9 protein-coding genes and 1 tRNA gene are annotated in these 19,206 nt (G+C 47.8%); 5 read left to right on the top strand and 5 right to left on the bottom strand.

Annotation, left to right across the window (positions count from 1 at the left end):
* Positions 1-157 precede the first annotated feature (157 nt).
* The 4 genes from QYT14_RS00935 to QYT14_RS00920 all read right to left on the bottom strand — a co-directional run bounded on the left by QYT14_RS00935 (position 158) and on the right by QYT14_RS00920 (position 9,024).
* Positions 158-2,503, bottom strand: coding sequence for a PAS domain-containing protein (locus QYT14_RS00935; protein ID WP_237038098.1), 2,346 nt, complete (start codon positions 2,501-2,503; stop codon positions 158-160).
* Between the two features lie 169 nt (positions 2,504-2,672).
* Positions 2,673-5,900, bottom strand: coding sequence for a carbamoyl-phosphate synthase (glutamine-hydrolyzing) large subunit (gene carB, locus QYT14_RS00930; RefSeq protein WP_237038099.1), 3,228 nt, complete (start codon positions 5,898-5,900; stop codon positions 2,673-2,675).
* 138 nt (positions 5,901-6,038) lie between these two features.
* The gene (carA, locus tag QYT14_RS00925) at positions 6,039-7,115 is read right to left on the bottom strand and encodes a glutamine-hydrolyzing carbamoyl-phosphate synthase small subunit (RefSeq protein ID WP_237038100.1); all 1,077 of its coding nucleotides are present in this window, start codon (positions 7,113-7,115) and stop codon (positions 6,039-6,041) included.
* A 25-nt stretch (positions 7,116-7,140) separates the two neighbouring features.
* Complete coding sequence (locus QYT14_RS00920) at positions 7,141-9,024, bottom strand: amidophosphoribosyltransferase (RefSeq protein ID WP_288324080.1); 1,884 nt, start codon at positions 9,022-9,024, stop codon at positions 7,141-7,143.
* Between the two features lie 1,009 nt (positions 9,025-10,033).
* Between QYT14_RS00920 and gltB the strand changes: the two genes are divergently transcribed.
* The 5 genes from gltB to QYT14_RS00895 all read left to right on the top strand — a co-directional run bounded on the left by gltB (position 10,034) and on the right by QYT14_RS00895 (position 18,426).
* Complete coding sequence (gltB, locus tag QYT14_RS00915; protein ID WP_288324079.1) at positions 10,034-14,512, top strand: glutamate synthase large subunit; 4,479 nt, start codon at positions 10,034-10,036, stop codon at positions 14,510-14,512.
* Between the two features lie 40 nt (positions 14,513-14,552).
* Complete coding sequence (locus QYT14_RS00910) at positions 14,553-15,893, top strand: glutamate synthase subunit beta (protein WP_288324078.1); 1,341 nt, start codon at positions 14,553-14,555, stop codon at positions 15,891-15,893.
* A gap of 148 nt (positions 15,894-16,041) precedes the next feature.
* Positions 16,042-17,709: an asparagine synthase B gene (gene asnB / locus QYT14_RS00905; RefSeq protein WP_288324077.1), complete on the top strand. Its 1,668-nt coding sequence runs from the start codon at positions 16,042-16,044 to the stop codon at positions 17,707-17,709.
* A 135-nt stretch (positions 17,710-17,844) separates the two neighbouring features.
* Positions 17,845-17,917, top strand: a tRNA-Thr gene (locus QYT14_RS00900).
* A 266-nt stretch (positions 17,918-18,183) separates the two neighbouring features.
* Positions 18,184-18,426, top strand: a complete 243-nt coding sequence (locus QYT14_RS00895) for a hypothetical protein (RefSeq protein ID WP_177798026.1) — start codon at positions 18,184-18,186, stop codon at positions 18,424-18,426.
* Positions 18,427-18,868: 442 nt separating this feature from the next.
* On the opposite strand, the gene QYT14_RS00890 is transcribed toward QYT14_RS00895, so the two are convergent.
* Entirely contained in the window at positions 18,869-19,111 is a 243-nt protein-coding gene (locus QYT14_RS00890; protein WP_177798027.1) for a hypothetical protein, read from the bottom strand.
* Positions 19,112-19,206 lie beyond the last annotated feature (95 nt).

The raw sequence follows: 19,206 nt of genomic DNA, 5'->3' as shown, positions 1-19,206 counted from the left end.
CTACAGCTGACGATGGGATAGGTCGGTTTAGTTTTGACACACTCCCCATCATTTGGGCACAGCCCTCGAATACCACAATGTGGCAGTAACTTCAGAGCCCTGACAGCCTCCTTATTATTCTCCGGAGTCATCATCGCGCCCCTTTTCCGGAAACAGTTTATAATGAATACTTTTCCAATATCCTCTCTATAGCCTCCTGCGATACGGGCTTCGTTAAATAATCATTGCATCCCGCCTCTATTGCCCTTTCCCTGTCCGACTCGAAAGCAAAAGCAGTCAATGCAATAATAGGAACATCCTTCGAATAGCCACGAATCAGGCGGGTTGCTTCCAATCCATCCATATAAGGCATCTTTATATCCATAAAGATTAAATCGGGATGATGCTCCTTATACATATTGACAGCCTCACGACCATCCCGGGCACGTATCAGTTTATACCTCTTGCCCAGAACAGTATTCATAAGCAAGAAATTACTATCCACATCTTCCGCCACCAACAGGGTGCGCAATTGCAATGACTTTATGGCTACTTTCAAGTGTTGTTGCCTTTCCGCATTTCTTTTAAACTCCTCCCGCTTGTTATGCATATCATACGGAATAGTAAAACGGAACGTAGAACCTTCATGGAGTTCAGACTCCACCGTGATAGCGCCGCCCATCTTTTCTACAATCATCTGGCAAATGGCAAGGCCCAACCCGGTGCCCTGAACAAAAGAATTCAGCTTGACGAAACGGCCAAAGATGTGGGATAATTTTTCTTCGGAGATACCTATACCGGTGTCCTTCACATAGAAATCTACATAATCCTTCTTCAACTCGAAACCAAAATGAATCTCACCCTCATAAGTGAACTTAATCGCATTGGTTATCAAATTGGTAATGAGTTGCAAAATGCGGTTCTTATCTTCGTTAATCACCAAGCTGTCATCCTCATTATCCAAAATCAGCGTCACCCCTTCCTGTACACGCCCTTTATGAATTTCATACACATTACGGCACATCTCACCTAAATCCATAGGCTGCTTGACGTATTCAAACGTCCCTGCCTCTATTTTAGACAAATCAAGAATGTCATTAATCAGTTGCAACAATACATCCGAATTCTGATTGATGATTTCGGAATAAAGCTTTTCGTCTTCCCGATTGTCTGTGGTAGTCATCAACCTTGAGAAACCCACAATCGCATTTAGTGGAGTGCGTATCTCATGGCTCATATTAGCCAGAAAAGCACTCTTCAACCGGTCGGACTGCTCCGCCTTGATACGTGCCTGAATCAACTCCTGCTCTATGTTCTGCATATTCGTAACGTCCCACGAAATGCCGATAATAAGAGGAGCACGCCCTTCGAGAGGCACCAATGTCTTCAATGTCTGAACAATACGCGTCTCGCCGGTGGCAGTCACATACGTCTCCTGCATCTCCAGACGTTCCCTGGTACGCATCAGTTCCAAATCATCCTGATGAAACTTCTCTGCATCCGTCCTTTCGGGAAATATCTCGAAATCAGTATGGCCCAACGCACGCGAAGCCGGAATCTTGGAATGATTGGCAAAAGCCTTGTTCCAATACAAATACCTGAAATCATCTTCCGGGTCTTTTACAAACATATATACAGGAATATTATTCAGAATGGCATCCATCAGATAATTCAGTTCACGCAACTCATCCCTGTTTCGAATCACATCCGTGATGTCTTGAGTAAAGAACCATACCACCTCTTCCTGTCCGTCCTCTATTATAAAGGCAGACACCTGATGCACACGTTCTTTTACTTCGCCCACACGGGTATATCGGGCATGATATCCCATGCTGCCTCCGTTATCACGTATTTCCTGCACCCGTTTTTCGAATATCTCTTTTGTATGAAGTGAAACCGGCAAATCATATACCTTCTGTACACCCAGTTCGCCTTTCACACCATATTCTTCAATGAATTGCTTATTGGCATACACCAAAGTGCCATCGGTAGAAGCAGCCAGAATGCTGTCGCTCACTTTATCAAGAACGCGTTTAAACACCTCCAGATTCTTTTGTGTAGCCACCCGCTCGCTGATATCACGACACATAATCAGCACATACTCTCCGTCTAACGGAAAGATACGGTTTTCATAATAATGATGTGCACCATTGAAATCCAGTTCGTGATGGGCCGTAGAACCTTTGCCCGTCGCTATCACTTTCTGAAGATTATTATAAACATTGTGATACGCCTCCTCCGGAATCATGTCGCGCATGTGCATACCGGCAAAAGCACTATTAGGGACTCCTACATGATTGGTCTCTTCACTAGACACCACTCCTATACCTGTTCCTTCATGATTAAAGACCGTGAGCATATCCGGTAAAGACTCCAGAATCCTCACTGCATACTTCTCCTTGAAACTCTTGTCCGTTTCTTTTTCTTTCAGAGAGGTCAGTTCCTCTTTGAGCCGACGATTTTCATGTTGTAATCTTTCAAGCTCTTGCTCCAATAATTCCCTTGTTTTCTCTTGCCCCGACATATCAAGTAAGTTTATAATTACTTATGGGTCAAATATAACCACTTTCCATGAACAAAAGAAGGAATCACCGCAATATTTACCGTTAAATTTAATTTTAACAAATATCCACCGCAGCGGCAAGCTTGATTAACTGCCTCTACGGTGGATAAATAATGGGCGCGAAAGTTGATTACTTGTATTCTTCCCAGCTCTTGATGGCAATGTCGTCTATGGTCATGGTGCAGAATGCATGGATAAATGCACTTGCCAGACGAGCATTGGTAATCAAGGGAATATTCAGGTCGATGGCGGCACGACGGATTTTATAACCATTGTCCAACTCGCCTGCAGTCAGGTTCTTGGGAATGTTGACTACCATATCTATCTCTTTCTTATGAAGCATATCGAGGGCTTGGGGGTGTCCTTCTTCGCTGGGCCAGTACACGCGGGTATTCTCTACTCCGTTCTCGGTCAGGAACTTGGAAGAGCCGCCGGTGGCATAAAGTTTATACCCTTTCTTCTGCAACATACGGGCTGCATTCAGCGTATCGGCTTTCTGCTTGGCATTACCGGTAGACAGCAACACACCTTTTTCGGGAATGCGGTAGCCCACGGAAAGCATAGCTTTCAGAACGGCACACGAAGTGTCGGAACCGATACAGCCCACCTCACCGGTAGAGGCCATATCCACGCCCAGCACCGGGTCGGCCTTTTGCAAACGGTTGAATGAGAACTGACTTGCTTTGATTCCGACATAATCCAGTTCAAAAAGGTTCTTGTTCGGCTTTTCTACCGGAAGGCCGAGCATGACTTTTGTTGCCAGCTCGATGAAGTTTATCTTCAACACTTTGCTCACAAAGGGGAAACTTCGCGAGGCACGGAGGTTGCATTCGATTACTTTGATATCGTTATCCTTTGCCAAATATTGGATATTGAACGGCCCGGAGATATTCAGTTCTTTAGCTATCTGACGCGAAATGCGCTTTATGCGGCGAACGGTCTCCACATATAGTTTCTGCGGAGGGAACTGAATGGTGGCGTCGCCCGAGTGCACGCCGGCATATTCGATATGCTCACTGATGGCGTATGCCACGATTTCACCATTCTGTGCCACAGCATCCATTTCCACTTCCTTGGCGTGCTCGATGAACTGGCTCACCACCACCGGATGCTTTTTCGATACATTGGCAGCCAGTTTCAGGAAACGTTCCAACTCTTCCTGATTGGAACATACATTCATGGCCGCCCCGCTCAGCACATACGAAGGACGAACCAATACCGGGAAGCCCACCTTGCCGATAAAGGCATTGATATCTTCCATAGAAGTCAGTGCACTCCATTCGGGCTGGTCTACCCCGATGCGGTCGAGCATGGCCGAGAATTTGTCGCGGTCTTCGGCATTGTCAATGCTCTTGGCACTTGTTCCGAGGATGTTTACACCTTGTCCGTCCAGGCGGAGAGCGAGGTTATTCGGTATCTGGCCGCCGGTGGAGACGATGACTCCATGCGGGTTTTCCAGTTCGAGGATATCCATGACACGCTCGAAAGTCAACTCGTCAAAGTAGAGGCGGTCACACATATCGTAATCGGTAGATACCGTTTCGGGATTGTAATTAATCATCACACTGCGGTAGCCTTCCTTGCGGATGGTCTGCAATGCCTGTACGCCACACCAGTCGAATTCCACCGACGAACCGATGCGATAGGCTCCCGAACCGAGTACGACGATGGATTGACGGTCGCCCAGATATTTCACGTCATTGGCCACACCGCTATAAGTAAGGTACAGGTAATTGGTCTGTGCCGGATATTCGGCAGCCAGCGTGTCAATTTGCTTCACCACCGGAAGGATGCCCGCCTGCTTGCGGTGAGTGCGGACATACAGGCTACCCTCTTCCATGTCGCCTTCAAACCCGATGGCACGGGCAATCTGGAAATCAGTAAAGCCCTGCACCTTTGCCTTGCGAAGCAAATCGACAGGCATATCGGCTATCTGCTTATGGTTGTTTCCCCATTCGTGCAATTCTTTGGAGGTATTCATTATGTTCTGCAATTTTTGCAGAAACCATTTGTCTATCTTGGTCAGCTCATGGATTTGGTCTACGGTATAGCCCGCACGCATGGCTTTGCTGATGACGAAGATGCGCTTGTCGGTCGGCTCACGCAAGGCCTTGTCCACATCGGCTATCACCAATTCCTTATTCTCTACAAAGCCGTGCATCCCCTGACCAATCATGCGCAGCCCTTTCTGAATAGCTTCTTCAAAAGTACGTCCGATAGCCATTACTTCTCCCACAGATTTCATGGACGAACCCAGTTCGCGGTCTACACCGTGGAACTTGCCCAAGTCCCAACGCGGAATTTTACATACCACATAGTCCAGAGCCGGCTCGAAGAATGCGCTGGTAGTCTTCGTCACAGAATTCTTCAAATCAAACAGACCGTAGCCCAGACCGAGTTTGGCGGCAACAAAAGCAAGCGGGTAGCCTGTGGCCTTGGAAGCTAATGCGGACGAACGCGAAAGACGGGCATTGACCTCGATGACACGGTAGTCTTCCGATTCGGGGTCGAACGCATATTGCACGTTACATTCGCCCACGATACCAATGTGACGGATGATGCGGATGGCCAGCTCGCGAAGTTTATGATATTCTGCATTGGTAAGGGTCTGAGAAGGAGCGATAACGATGGACTCTCCGGTATGGATACCCAGCGGGTCGAAATTCTCCATGTTACAAACGGTGATGCAGTTATCGTAACGGTCACGGACCACCTCATACTCCACTTCCTTCCAGCCTTTCAAACTCTTTTCAACCAGCACTTGCGGCGAGAAAGAGAAGGCTTTTTCGGCCAGGACGTTCAGTTCTTCTTCATTATCGCAGAAACCTGACCCCAAACCGCCCAAAGCGTATGCAGCGCGGATAATCACCGGATATCCCAGTTCACGGGCCGCACGGCGGGCATCTTCAATCGTTTCCACCGCCTCGCTTTTAATGGTCTTGACATCTATTTCATTCAGCTTCTGTACGAACAGTTCGCGGTCTTCGGTATCCATGATGGCTTGCACCGGAGTCCCCAGCACGCGGGTGTTATATTTTTCGAAGACACCGGCTTTGTATAGAGACACACCGCAATTCAAGGCGGTCTGTCCGCCAAAAGAAAGGAGCACGCCGTCGGGACGTTCCTTTTCAATCACCTTCTCTACAAAGTAAGGAGTGACAGGAAGGAAATAAATCTGATCGGCCACCCCTTCGCTGGTCTGCACCGTTGCAATGTTGGGATTTATCAGAATGGTTTCGATACCTTCCTCCTTCAACGCTTTCAGAGCCTGCGAACCTGAATAGTCGAACTCTCCGGCTTCACCAATCTTCAGTGCACCGGAACCTAATAATAATACTTTCTTTATATCGTCTTTCATATTTGTTCTTTTTTTTATCGTTTCCCATCCACCGCAGAGTTCCCCTTGCGGTGGGTGGCATATTTGCGGTTGTATTCGGGCGGACACACGGGTCCGCCCCTACAGCCGTCACCGGGCGCCCGATAACGGCAACCGGCTTTATAATAGTTTCACAAACTCATCAAACAGAAATTCGGTATCTGTAGGCCCTGATGCAGCTTCGGGATGGAACTGTGCCGAGAACCAAGGCTTGGATTTGTGTCTGATACCTTCATTCGAACCATCATTCATATTGATAAACAGCGGTTCCCAATCAGTTCCCAACGTATTATTATCGACCGCATAACCGTGATTCTGACTGGTGATGAAGCAACGCTCCGTCCCCACCATGCGCACCGGTTGGTTGTGGCTGCGGTGTCCGTATTTCAGTTTGTAGATGGTAGCGCCCCCCGCTTTGGAAAGCAACTGGTTACCCATACAGATGCCGAAAATGGGCTTGTCGCTCAGCCCCATCGCCTTACGAATATTCTGTACAGCCTCATCACACGTATCAGGGTCACCCGGCCCGTTCGAGATGAACAATCCATCATATTCCATTCCGGTGAAATCATAATTCCAGGGTACGCGAATCACCTCCACATCACGTTTCAGCAGACATCGGATAATATTAGTCTTTACCCCGCAATCCACCAAAACCACTTTCTTTTTGCCTGCTCCCTCATTGTAGCGAATCACTTCTTTGCACGAAACCTTATCCACGTAATTGATGCCTTCATAGCGGGCTTCGGGCTGATTGTCGGGTTCATCATCAAACACGATTTTTCCCATCATCACCCCATGTTCGCGAAGCACCTTGGTCAGTTCGCGCGTATCGATGCCGGTAATGCCGGGCACTTGTTCGCGCTTCAACCAGTCGGCAAGGCTTTCTTTTGCATTCCAATGGCTGAACTCTTCACTATAATCGCTGACAATAATAGCCTCGGCATGGATGCGCTCACTTTCCATAAAGGTGGCAAGCCCGCCAGACCCGATGCTAAAGGGAGGCACGCCGTAGTTACCCACCAACGGATAAGTCAAGGTCATCAACTGCCCTGCGTATGAAGGGTCTGTCAAGCTCTCAGGATAACCGGTCATAGCGGTATTGAATACAACTTCACCGGCTACCGGTTTCTCATAACCGAACGACTTGCCCGAGAAACGGCTCCCGTCGTCAAGAATCAATGTTACATTTCTCATTTAATCTATCTTGAATTTTGTTTTTTTAGAATTGGTATACCTTTTCTATATAGTCTATAAATGCTTGATTTACCAGCTTCACACCGCCCGGTGTGGGATAATCGCCACTGAAGTACCAGTCTCCGGTGTGCGACGGACAGGCTTCGCGCAATCCTCCCAAGGTCTGGTAAACAATCTCCACCTTTGCCCGCGTTCCCTTCGGAGTGAGCAGCTCCACCATCTTGGCGGCAATCTCCTCATTGGTAAACGGTGCATAAATCTCTTTCACATAGTTCACCATCTGCTCTTTGGGCATCCCTGCCTGATTTTTCGACTTATGATAAGCACGCGCAATGACATCTTTCATATCGCGCTCTTTCAGGAGTTCGATGGCGGCCTTGAATGCGATAAACTGATCCATGCTCGCCATATCGATGCCGTAGTAGTCGGGATAACGTACCTGCGGAGAAGAAGAGACAATCACAATCTTCTTGGGATTCAGACGGTCAAGGATACCGATGATGCTCTGTTTCAGCGTTGTTCCCCGCACAATGCTGTCGTCTATAATCACCAGATTGTCTACGTGAGGCACCAAACTTCCATACGTAACGTCGTACACATGAGCCGCCAGGTCATTGCGGCTGTTGCCTTCGGCAATAAACGTACGCAGCTTGATGTCCTTTATCGCCACTTTCTCACTGCGGATGCGCCAAGAAAGGATTCTCTCCAGTTCATCGTGACTGGGGTTGTGTCCCAGCTCCTCTATCTTTCTCACCTTCAATTCATTAAGGTAGTTGTCGAATCCTTCGAGCATACCATAAAACGCCACCTCCGCCGTGTTCGGTATAAAGGAGAACACGGTGTGCTCCACATCATAATCTATCGCTTTCAGGATAGGGTTTACCAACTTCTCACCCAGCAGTTTTCTTTCCTTATAAATATCCACATCACTGCCCCGGCTGAAATAGATACGTTCAAAAGAGCATGCCTTCTTTTCCTTTGCCCGGTTGATTTGTGCCAAGCGCATCTTTCCGGCTTTATTCAGAAAGATAGCCTGTCCCGGCTGCAACTCGTTGATGCTTTCGACAGGCACATTGAGTGCCGTCTGAATGACCGGACGTTCTGAAGCCAGTACCATGATTTCGTCATCCATATACCAGAATGCAGGACGAATGCCCCACGGATCGCGTACGGCAAAAGACTCACCGCTTCCTGTCATTCCGCAGATGACGTAACCTCCGTCCCACTCCCTGCTCGATGTCTTCAGCACATTGCCCAAGTCAATACGCTCCTCAATGGCATGAGTGATGTCCATGCCCTTTAATCCTTCGGCTTCGCACTGCACATAGAGACGCTCCACTTCACGGTCGAGGCGGTGTCCCACTTGTTCGAGCATAATGTAAGTGTCGGCATACTTGCGCGGATGCTGTCCGTCGGCCGTGATGCGTGCAAAAATCTCATCCACATTGGTCATGTTGAAATTACCGCACAATGCCAGGTTCTTGGCACGCCAGTTATTGCGGCGCAAGAAAGGATGCACATACGATATCCCACTCTTTCCGGTAGTGGAATAACGCAGATGCCCCATATACACTTCCCCCGCAAAAGGCAGGTATTTCTTGGCATATTCGGCATCATTCAATTGCTCGGGAGTCAAGTCCTTGAAATTAGCCTGCACATTGCCGAATATCTCTGTTATCGCTCCCGACCCCAACGCCCTTTCGCGAAACATATATTCTTCACCGGGATTGGCTTCCAGCTTCACACAAGCCAGTCCCGCCCCCTCCTGTCCGCGGTTGTGTTGTTTCTCCATCAGCAGATACAGCTTGTTCAAGCCATACATCCAGGTTCCATACTTTTCCCGGTAATACTCCAGCGGTTTAAGCAATCGTATCATTGCCACGCCACATTCATGCTTTAACGGTTCCATTTTCTCTCCTTTAACCTCATTATTTTATACTAAAAAAACTCTCGTTACTCTTTTCCAAAGATGTCTCCATTGTTTTGGCAAAATGTTTCCATTGTTTGCCAAAGATGTCTCCATTGTTTGCCCTTGCCCTCCTTGCCTGTCCCGGCACACGGCCGGCAGGTTTTGATGTATCAACGGTGCGGACAAGCGAATGTTTTCCGCTGTCTCGGTACAATTAAAAACAAAAAATAAGTCTAAGTGATGGGAAATCCGAAAATATTCAAATAGTAGAATCAAAAAGGCGGTATCGGAACTACGGCTGAAGATAAATCCCTGTTGCTGAAGTGTCTGTTGGCGGGATGCGTAGTTTGGTGTATTGGGTGTAATACTTAACCTCCTTCCTATGTCAATCAATGCGATGCCTGCACTGCCATAGCCCCGATGTTCCCACCGTTTCGGGCTTTTTATGAAGGCAGGGTAAACATCTCGTTTCTCAATGCAGCCTACTATTCCACACATAATCTACTAAATACTATGTTCTGATTCGGCTGCAAAGATACAAATATCGATTAACATAAATGCAATAAAAAACCATAAATAATTGACGAAAGCAACAAAAAAGTAGAAATGAAAATCTAAAAGAAATGTTTTATTCCTTTTCTTAATAAATATGAATACTTACATTCTTATATCACTTCCGCCCTCTTCCATTATGATTTAAAAGTTAGTTGCATATCGGAACCGGCAATGTGAAAGTTGCAAGGAGAACCGGAGGGATACAGACACCGACCATCATCTATAGAGAAATGAAACGACTAAACTTATAATTTGAAAGCATTTCAGGTGAATTACATTTCAAACAGAAAGCAAAAACAGTACATACCCAACAGAGTATAAGGCAGACCGAAGAGTGACTATCTTTTTATCAATATAAACCCGCCAGACAGAAAGCAAAAAGAAATAAAACACTTACATTTGCAGAACAAATTGAAATACAAATCAACATTATCACAAACTAAAGACAGTTATAATGGTAAAAAGAAAGCAAAACGGTCTTTATGACGCAACCAACGAACATGATGCCTGCGGAGTAGGTATGGTAGTCAACATTCATGGCAATAAATCGCATGAGCTGGTAGATTCCGCATTAAAGGTTCTGGAAAATATGCGCCATCGCGGTGCGGAAGGAGCTGATAACAAGACCGGCGACGGCGCGGGAATCATGCTACAAATTCCCCACGAATTCATCCTCTTGCAAGGTATACCGGTACCCGAAAAAGGAAAGTACGGAACCGGACTGGTGTTTCTGCCTAAAGATGAAAAAGAGCAGGCCGGCATCCTAAGTATTATGATTGAAGAAATAGAACGTGAAGGGCTGACACTGATGCACCTGCGCAATGTGCCCACCAATCCCGATTGCTTGGGAAATGACGCACGGGCCACCGAACCGGATATCAAACAGGTGTTTATCACCGGAGTGACTGATGTGGAAAACTTGGAGCGTACCCTCTATGTCATCCGTAAAAAGATTGAAAAACGTGTCCGGCATAAAGATTTCTATATCGTTTCCCTATCGGGCAAAAACATTATATATAAAGGGATGCTTTCGTCCATGCAGGTGCGCGAGTACTTCCCAGACCTGACACAACCTTACTTCACCAGCGGACTGGCATTGGTGCACTCCCGCTTCAGCACCAACACATTCCCTACATGGAGTTTGGCACAGCCTTTCCGCCTGTTGGCGCATAATGGTGAAATCAATACCATCCGCGGCAACCGAGGATGGATGGAGGCACGCGAAAGTGTTCTTTCCTCTCCGGCATTGGGAGACATCAAAGCCATCCGCCCCATTATTCAGCCGGGTATGAGCGACAGTGCCTCACTAGACAATGTGCTCGAATTTTTTGTGATGTCGGGATTGAGTCTGCCTCATGCCATGGCGATGCTGGTTCCCGAATCATTCAATGACAAAAATCCTATCAGTGAAGAATTGAAAGCGTTTTACGAATACCATTCTATTCTGATGGAGCCCTGGGACGGGCCTGCCGCCCTATTGTTCAGTGACGGACGGTTTGCCGGAGGTATGCTTGACCGCAACGGCCTGCGCCCTGCCCGTTATCTCATTACCAACAATGATATGATGGTAGTGGCCAGCGAAGTAGGTGTGATGGATTTCGAACCGGGAGAGATTAAAGAAAAAGGACGTCTGCAACCGGGAAAAATACTGATGATTGACACTGAACAGGGTAAAATATATTATGACGGCGAACTGAAAGAACAATTGGCATCGGCCCGCCCCTACCGCGCCTGGCTGTCTACCAACCGCATCGAACTCGATACCTTGAAAAGCGGACGCAAGATAGACAACCGGATAGCCGATTACGACCGTATGTTACGCACGTTCGGTTTTTCGCGCGAGGACATAGAACGCACCCTCATACCGATGTGCAACACAGGGGCCGAGCCTGTCGCCTCCATGGGGAACGACACGCCTCTGGCTGTCCTCTCGGACAAGCCGCAATTATTGTTCAACTACTTCCGCCAACAGTTTGCACAGGTCACCAATCCGGCTATCGACCCTATCCGCGAAGAATTAGTGATGTCGCTCACCGAGTACATCGGCGCCGTAGGAATGAACATCCTGATACCCAGCGAAAGCCATTGCAAAATGGTACGTCTGCCCCATCCCGTACTGAACAATACCCAACTGGACATTCTCTGCAATATCCGGTATAAAGGATTCAACACCGTGAAACTCCCCATCCTATTCGAGGTGAGCAAAGGAAAAGCCGGACTGCAGGAAGCACTGAGTGCCTTGTGCAAGCAGGCTGAGCAATCCGTGACCGACGGAGTAAACTATATCATTCTGAGTGACCGTTCCGTTGATGCGGCTCATGCCGCCATCCCGTCACTGCTGGCGGTAAGTGCCGTCCATCATCACCTCATCTCGGTTCAGAAACGCGTACAAACCGCATTGATTGTAGAAAGCGGCGAGATTCGCGAGGTGATGCACGCCGCCCTGTTACTGGGGTATGGGGCCAGCGCCATCAATCCATACATGGCCTTTGCCGCACTGGATGAACTGGTGAGGAAAGGCGATGTGCAGATGAACTACGAAACGGCCGAAAAGAATTATATCAAAGCCATCTGCAAGGGCTTGTTAAAAATTATAAGCAAGATGGGTATTTCTACAATCCGCTCTTATCGGGGCGCGAAGATTTTTGAAGCCGTAGGAGTCAGTGAAGAATTATTAAGAGATTATTTCGGCACACAGACATCAAGCATCGGGGGTATCCGCCTGGAAGAAGTCGCCAAAGATGCCATCGCCTTGCACGATGCCGGATTCTCTCCGAAAGAAGTGAACGACATTTTACCACACAACGGACTGTTCTCTTTCCGCAAAGACGGAGAACGGCATGCTTGGAATCCGGAAACCATCTCCACCCTGCAACTAGCCACCCGACTGGGCAGCTATAAAAAGTTCAAGGAATTCACCTCTATGGTAGATGGAAAAGACTCTCCCCTCTTCCTGCGCGACTTCTTCGGACACAAACGAAACCCTATTGATATTGAAAAGGTGGAGCCGGTAGAAAACATCGTGAAACATTTCGTGACAGGAGCCATGTCCTTCGGTGCTATCAGCAAAGAAGCACATGAAGCACTGGCACTGGCCATGAACAAACTGGGTGCACGCAGCAATACAGGTGAAGGGGGTGAAGACAGCGACCGTATTACCGGCACTTACGAAGGTATCTCACTATGCAGCAAGACCAAGCAGATAGCGTCGGGACGTTTCGGCGTCACTGCCGAATACCTGGTCTGTGCCGAAGAAATCCAGATAAAGGTGGCCCAAGGCGCCAAGCCGGGAGAAGGAGGACAATTACCGGGATTCAAGGTAGATGAGGTGATTGCCAAAACCCGCCACTCCATTCCGAGCATCTCGCTGATTTCGCCTCCGCCCCACCATGATATTTATTCCATCGAAGATTTGGCCCAGTTGATATTCGACCTGAAAAACGTAAACCCACAGGCACGAATCAGTGTGAAACTGGTGGCCGAAAGCGGAGTGGGAACCATTGCCACCGGAGTGGCCAAAGCGAAAGCCGACCTGATTGTCATCTCGGGAGCCGAAGGAGGAACCGGCGCGTCACCTGCCTCAAGTATGCGGTATGCAGGTATCTCGCCCGAAATAGGGCTGAGTGAAACGCAACAGACCTTGGTACTGAACGGACTCCGCGGACAAGTAAAACTGCAAGTGGACGGACAGTTGAAAACCGGACGGGACATTATCAATATGGCTTTGCTGGGTGCGGAAGAATTCGGTTTCGGCACCACCGCATTGATTGTGCTGGGATGCGTCATGATGCGCAAGTGCCACACCAACACCTGTCCCGTGGGCGTGGCCACCCAAGACCCCGAACTGCGCAAACATTTCCGCGGGCATTATGAATATGTAGTGAATTATTTCACTTTTCTGGCACAGGAAGTACGCGAATATCTGGCCGAAATGGGATTCGCCCGACTGGAAGATATCATCGGACGTACGGATTTAATTGAAATACAACAAATGCCCGGTGAGAAGAAATCCTCACTGCTGGACTTCGGCAAACTATTGCACAGAGTGGACAACGGAGCCGCCATACACCATGTCATAGAACAGAAGCACGATATCGCCCATGTAAAGGACGTAACCATTCTGACTGCCGCCCGGGATGCCATAGAAAACGGAAAAGAGATTTCCTTGGAATACACCATCGCCAACACAGACCGTTCGGTAGGAGCCATGCTCGCAGGGGCAGTTGCCAAGAAATACGGACAGGCAGGGCTTCCGGAACAGACCATCCACATCAAATTCAAAGGCTCGGCAGGACAAAGTTTCGGTGCATTCCTGACTCACGGCATCAGTTTCAAGCTGGAAGGTGAAGCGAATGACTACTTGGGAAAAGGACTGAGTGGCGGACGCATTGCAGTACTGCCCCCCGTGCGCAGCAATTTCGATGCGGAAAAGAATACCATCGCCGGAAACACCCTGCTGTATGGTGCTACCGATGGCGAGGTATATATCAACGGACGAGTGGGTGAACGCTTCGCCGTCCGCAATTCCGGTGCGACCGCCGTGGTAGAAGGTGTAGGCGACCACTGTTGCGAATATATGACCGGAGGACGAGTCGTGGTACTGGGGGAAACCGGACGTAATTTTGCTGCCGGAATGAGCGGCGGGGTGGCTTACGTATGGGACAAACACCACCACTTCGATTATTTTTGCAACATGGAGATGGTGGAGCTTTCTCTTATTGAGGAAGCGTCTTACCGGAAAGAACTGCATGAACTGATTCGCCAGCATTACCTTTATACCGGCTCCAAACTGGCACGAACCATGTTGGATGACTGGAATCGATATGTGGACGAATTTATCCAAGTAGTACCTATCGAATATAAACGAGTATTGCAAGAAGAACAAATGCGCAAGCTACAGCAAAAAATAGCTGATGTACAAAGAGATTATTAATACATCACACAAATTATCAACAAAGAAATACAACAAAGAGATGGGAAATCCAAAAGCATTTTTAACCATTCCGCGTCAGGAGGCGGGCTACCGTCCCATTCACGACCGGATATCAGACTATAGCGAAGTGGAACAGACTTTGAACAGCCGTGACCGTAAACTTCAAGCTTCACGCTGCATGGACTGCGGTGTTCCTTTCTGCCACTGGGCCTGTCCGCTGGGCAACAAGCAGCCCGAATTTCAAGATGCCCTCTACAAAGGCAAATGGGAGGAAGCCTACAAGATATTGAACGAGACCAACGACTTTCCTGAGTTCACAGGCCGCATTTGCCCCGCCCTCTGCGAAAAAAGTTGCGTGCTGAAACTAAGCATGGACTCCCCCGTCACCATCCGCGAGAATGAAGCGGCCATTGCCGAAGCAGCCTTCCGCGAAGGTTATATCAAACCCCGACACATCGAACGCAACGGACGGAAAGTAGCCGTTATCGGTGCCGGGCCTGCAGGACTGGCTGCTGCCAACCAACTTAACGGAAAAGGTTACACTGTGACCGTCTTTGACAAAAACGAGGCTCCCGGCGGCCTGCTGCGTTACGGTATCCCCAACTTCAAGCTGCACAAACCCATCATCGACCGCCGTATCCGGGTGATGGAAGAAGAGGGCATTCTCTTCAAAATGAACAGCGACATGGATGTGCGGCAACTCCCCGAAGGTTTTGACGCTTACTGCATCTGTACCGGAGCTCCGACCGCGCGCGACCTCTCCGTTCCCGGACGCGAACTGAAAGGTATCCATCCGGCACTGGATATGCTGGCTCAACAAAACCGTATCCTTGCCGGCATGACGTTCACAAAAGAACAATTGGTTACTGCCAAAGGTAAGAAAGTAGTAGTCATCGGCGGAGGTGACACCGGTAGCGACTGCATCGGAACCAGCAACCGGCAAGGTGCTGCAAGCGTCACCCAAATCGAAATCATGCCTCAACCGCCCGTAGGACAGAACCCTGCCACTCCGTGGCCCCAATTCCCCATTGTGCTGAAAACCACCTCTTCTCACGAAGAAGGGTGTAGCCGCCGGTGGTCCCTTGCCACTCATAAGTTTCTCGGCAAAAACGGTAAAGTCTGCGGTGTGGAAGTGGAACAGGTGGAATGGATTCCCAATCCCGACGGTGGCCGCCCTATCATGAGACCCACCGGAAAGGTGGAAGTGATTGAAGCCGACCTGCTTCTTCTGGCAATGGGATTCTTAAAGCCCGAACAACCTGAATTTCCCGAAAATGTCTTTGTGGCGGGAGATGCCGCAAGCGGAGCCAGCCTGGTGGTACGCGCCATTGCCGACGGACGGAAAGCGGCAACGGATATAAACAGTTATCTCACTAAATAAGGAAAATATATTCGCATTCATTGACCGTCCACTCTTTCCATACAAGTGTTTCAGCACTTTTAAGAGAGGCATCATCCACCGTAGGGGCAGACCCATGTGTCCGCCCCCCAAATACAACTAATATTAACTACCAAAAACAAATACAACCATGTGTGGAATCATCGGAATATTCAACATCAAGCAACAAACGCAGGAACTGCGCCGGAAAGCCTTGAAAATGTCTCAAAAACTCCGTCACCGCGGACCGGACTGGAGTGGAATCTATGTGGGAGGCTCTACCATCCTGGCTCATGAACGCCTCTCCATCGTAGACCCTCAAAGCGGAGGCCAACCTCTATACAGTCCCGACCGGAAACAAATCCTTGCCGTAAACGGAGAAATCTACAACCATCGGGATATACGTGCAAAATACGCCGGAAAGTATGCATTCCAAACCGGAAGCGACTGCGAAGTCATCCTTGCCCTATACAAAGACAAAGGCATCCGCTTTTTGGAAGATTTGAACGGCATCTTCGCCTTTGCCCTCTATGATGAAGAGAAAGACGATTTTCTCATTGCCCGCGACCCCATCGGCGTCATACCTTTATATATAGGTAAGGACAAAGAAGGAAAAATATATTGTGCCAGCGAACTGAAAGCTCTTGAAGGGTTCTGCGATGAATACGAACCTTTTCTTCCCGGTCATTACTATTGGGGAAAAGAGGGCAAGATGACCCGTTGGTATGTCCGTGACTGGTTTGACTACGAAGCCGTGAAAAACAACAGTGTTCATTCTCAGTACATACACGACGGACTGGAAGAGGCGGTTAAACGCCAACTGATGAGTGATGTGCCCTACGGCGTACTTCTTTCCGGCGGTCTGGACAGTTCCGTCATCTCTGCCATTGCCAAAAAATATTCCAAGAAGCGTGTCGAGACTGATGACAAGAAAGATGCCTGGTGGCCTCAACTCCATTCATTTGCCATTGGTCTGGAAGGTGCGCCCGACCTGATAAAAGCCCGCGAAGTGGCCGATTTTATCGGAACTGTCCACCATGAAATCCATTATACCCTTCAAGAAGGTCTGGATGCGCTTCGCGATGTCATTTACTACATTGAGACGTATGATGTCACCACCGTCCGCGCGTCTACCCCAATGTATTTGCTGGCACGTGTCATTAAAAGCATGGGAATCAAAATGGTACTGAGTGGTGAGGGAGCTGACGAAGTGTTTGGCGGCTATCTATATTTCCACAAAGCTCCTACCGCCCAAGCTTTTCACGAAGAGACCGTCCGCAAACTGAGTAAACTCCATTTATACGACTGTCTCCGCGCCAATAAATCACTGGCCGCATGGGGAGTGGAAGGACGTGTGCCTTTCCTGGACAAAGAATTTCTGGATACAGCCATGCGTCTGAATCCCAAAGCCAAGATGTGTTTTGGAAACATCATCGAAAAGAAAATAGTCCGCGAAGCCTTTGCCGATATGTTGCCCGAAAGCGTGGTATGGCGTCAAAAGGAACAATTCAGTGACGGTGTGGGCTATAGCTGGATTGATACGCTGAAAGCCGTGACAGCCGAGGCCGTCACGGACGAACAAATGGCACATGCTGCCGAGCGTTTCCCCATCAATACTCCGATGAACAAGGAAGAATACTATTACCGAAGCATCTTTGAAGAACATTTCCCCAGCGAAAGTGCGGCGAAATGTGTGCCGAGCGTTCCCAGTGTTGCCTGTTCTACGGCTGAAGCTCTTGCGTGGGACACCGCCTTCAAGAACATGAACGACCCCAGTGGCCGTGCTGTAAAGGGAGTGCATGAAGAAGCCTACCAATAAATCCGGCATCAATTGACACAACAAAAGCGGATAACTGAAAAAATTATCCGCTTTTAGTTTCTCCGTTTCAAAAGAAAGATATATATTTGCAACGCTTTTTCAGAAAAGCATCTGCAATTGCAGAAAAAAACAGTTGCCGAAATAGCTCAGTTGGTAGAGCAATTCATTCGTAATGAATAGGTCCCGGGTTCGAGTCCCGGTTTCGGCTCATCAAATAGGCTGCATCACAATGATGGCAGCCTATTATTTTTTCCGAGGCAGTGAAATTTAATGGGAACTTATCAGACGAGATTTTACGGTGCAGTAGATATGATGGTCGGAAATGATTGTCGCAAACATTAAAGTTTATGGCAACTATTTATCTATCAGTCTTAAAAAACAATACAAACCAGCAAAAGGAACTTATATTAAATATTAAGCTGAATCCTTGATATTCTGAAACAGAATAGCTATTTTTGTCAAAATGATATAATAATGGGAAATTGGAGTGACCAGCAAGAAATAAAAAAAGAAGGGAAGGAAAAGGATAAAACAAGACGAGAAAAACTCGCAGGGTATTTCTTCGACCTGTCTAAACTTTCTTTTGCAGGGTTGGTTATAAGTATTATATTACCGCTGTTCTCTAATGTTGAAAATACAATATTATGGCTTGCGGCATTATTCGGAACAGTATTAACAATTTCGTCAGCTATGCTGGCGAATAAAATATTAAAGTAGATATGGAAGCATTAGTCGCAGTTTTTGCATTAGGATGTGTAATAGTCGGAGGTATATATCTGTGGACTTTTACACAAAACGGTAAGAAATGGTTGAAAAACCTATAGAAACAATATAATTATCAACTTACCAAATCACTAAAAACAATCGTATGACTGTCGGTTTGATTGTCGCAACATAAGATTTTGCAAGTCTAAAGAATTTAAAACCAATAATTACCTATCATTTTTTGATTCATTCGTAATGAATAGGTCCCGGTTTCGGCTCATCAAAGGGGTTGTGTCAAAACGTGGATAATGCTGTCGTTTCGTTCGTAGGGGCGAGGTTCGCTCGCCCGAAAACAGTTTACTTTGTGTCTTCGGGCAGGCAAACCCTGCCCCTACAGCTGACGATGGGATAGGCTGGTTTAGTTTTGACACACTCCCTTACCCCCCCCTCTTCCTTAATTAATCTCTTCCTTGTATTTTATCACCGCCCTATAATGCAGTTTATGTGCCAATGTTATAAACTCATCATTTAATCTTTGAGGCACGCACGGCTCACCGGTTATATAATCTATGCTGTCACAATAAATACTGACTCGCCCCGCCAAATACATAAAGTGCTTCACATCTATATCCTCACTACCCAGCGTTCTGACAAAGAACTCACTTGAGTAGTACTCGGGGTCTTCCATTCCTTCCATATTCTCTTTTTTATATTATATGCAACAAAGGTCGGCATTTAATCGGAATAAACAAATAAAAACTCCGATACAATTTCCCTTTATCAGAAAATTAT

It is taken from the genome of uncultured Phocaeicola sp., assembly GCF_948499155.1.
Taxonomy (GTDB): Bacteria; Bacteroidota; Bacteroidia; order Bacteroidales; family Bacteroidaceae; genus Phocaeicola; species Phocaeicola faecalis.
Note: the sequence above shows the minus strand (reverse complement) of the source record. Positions and strands in the feature narration are given on the sequence as shown.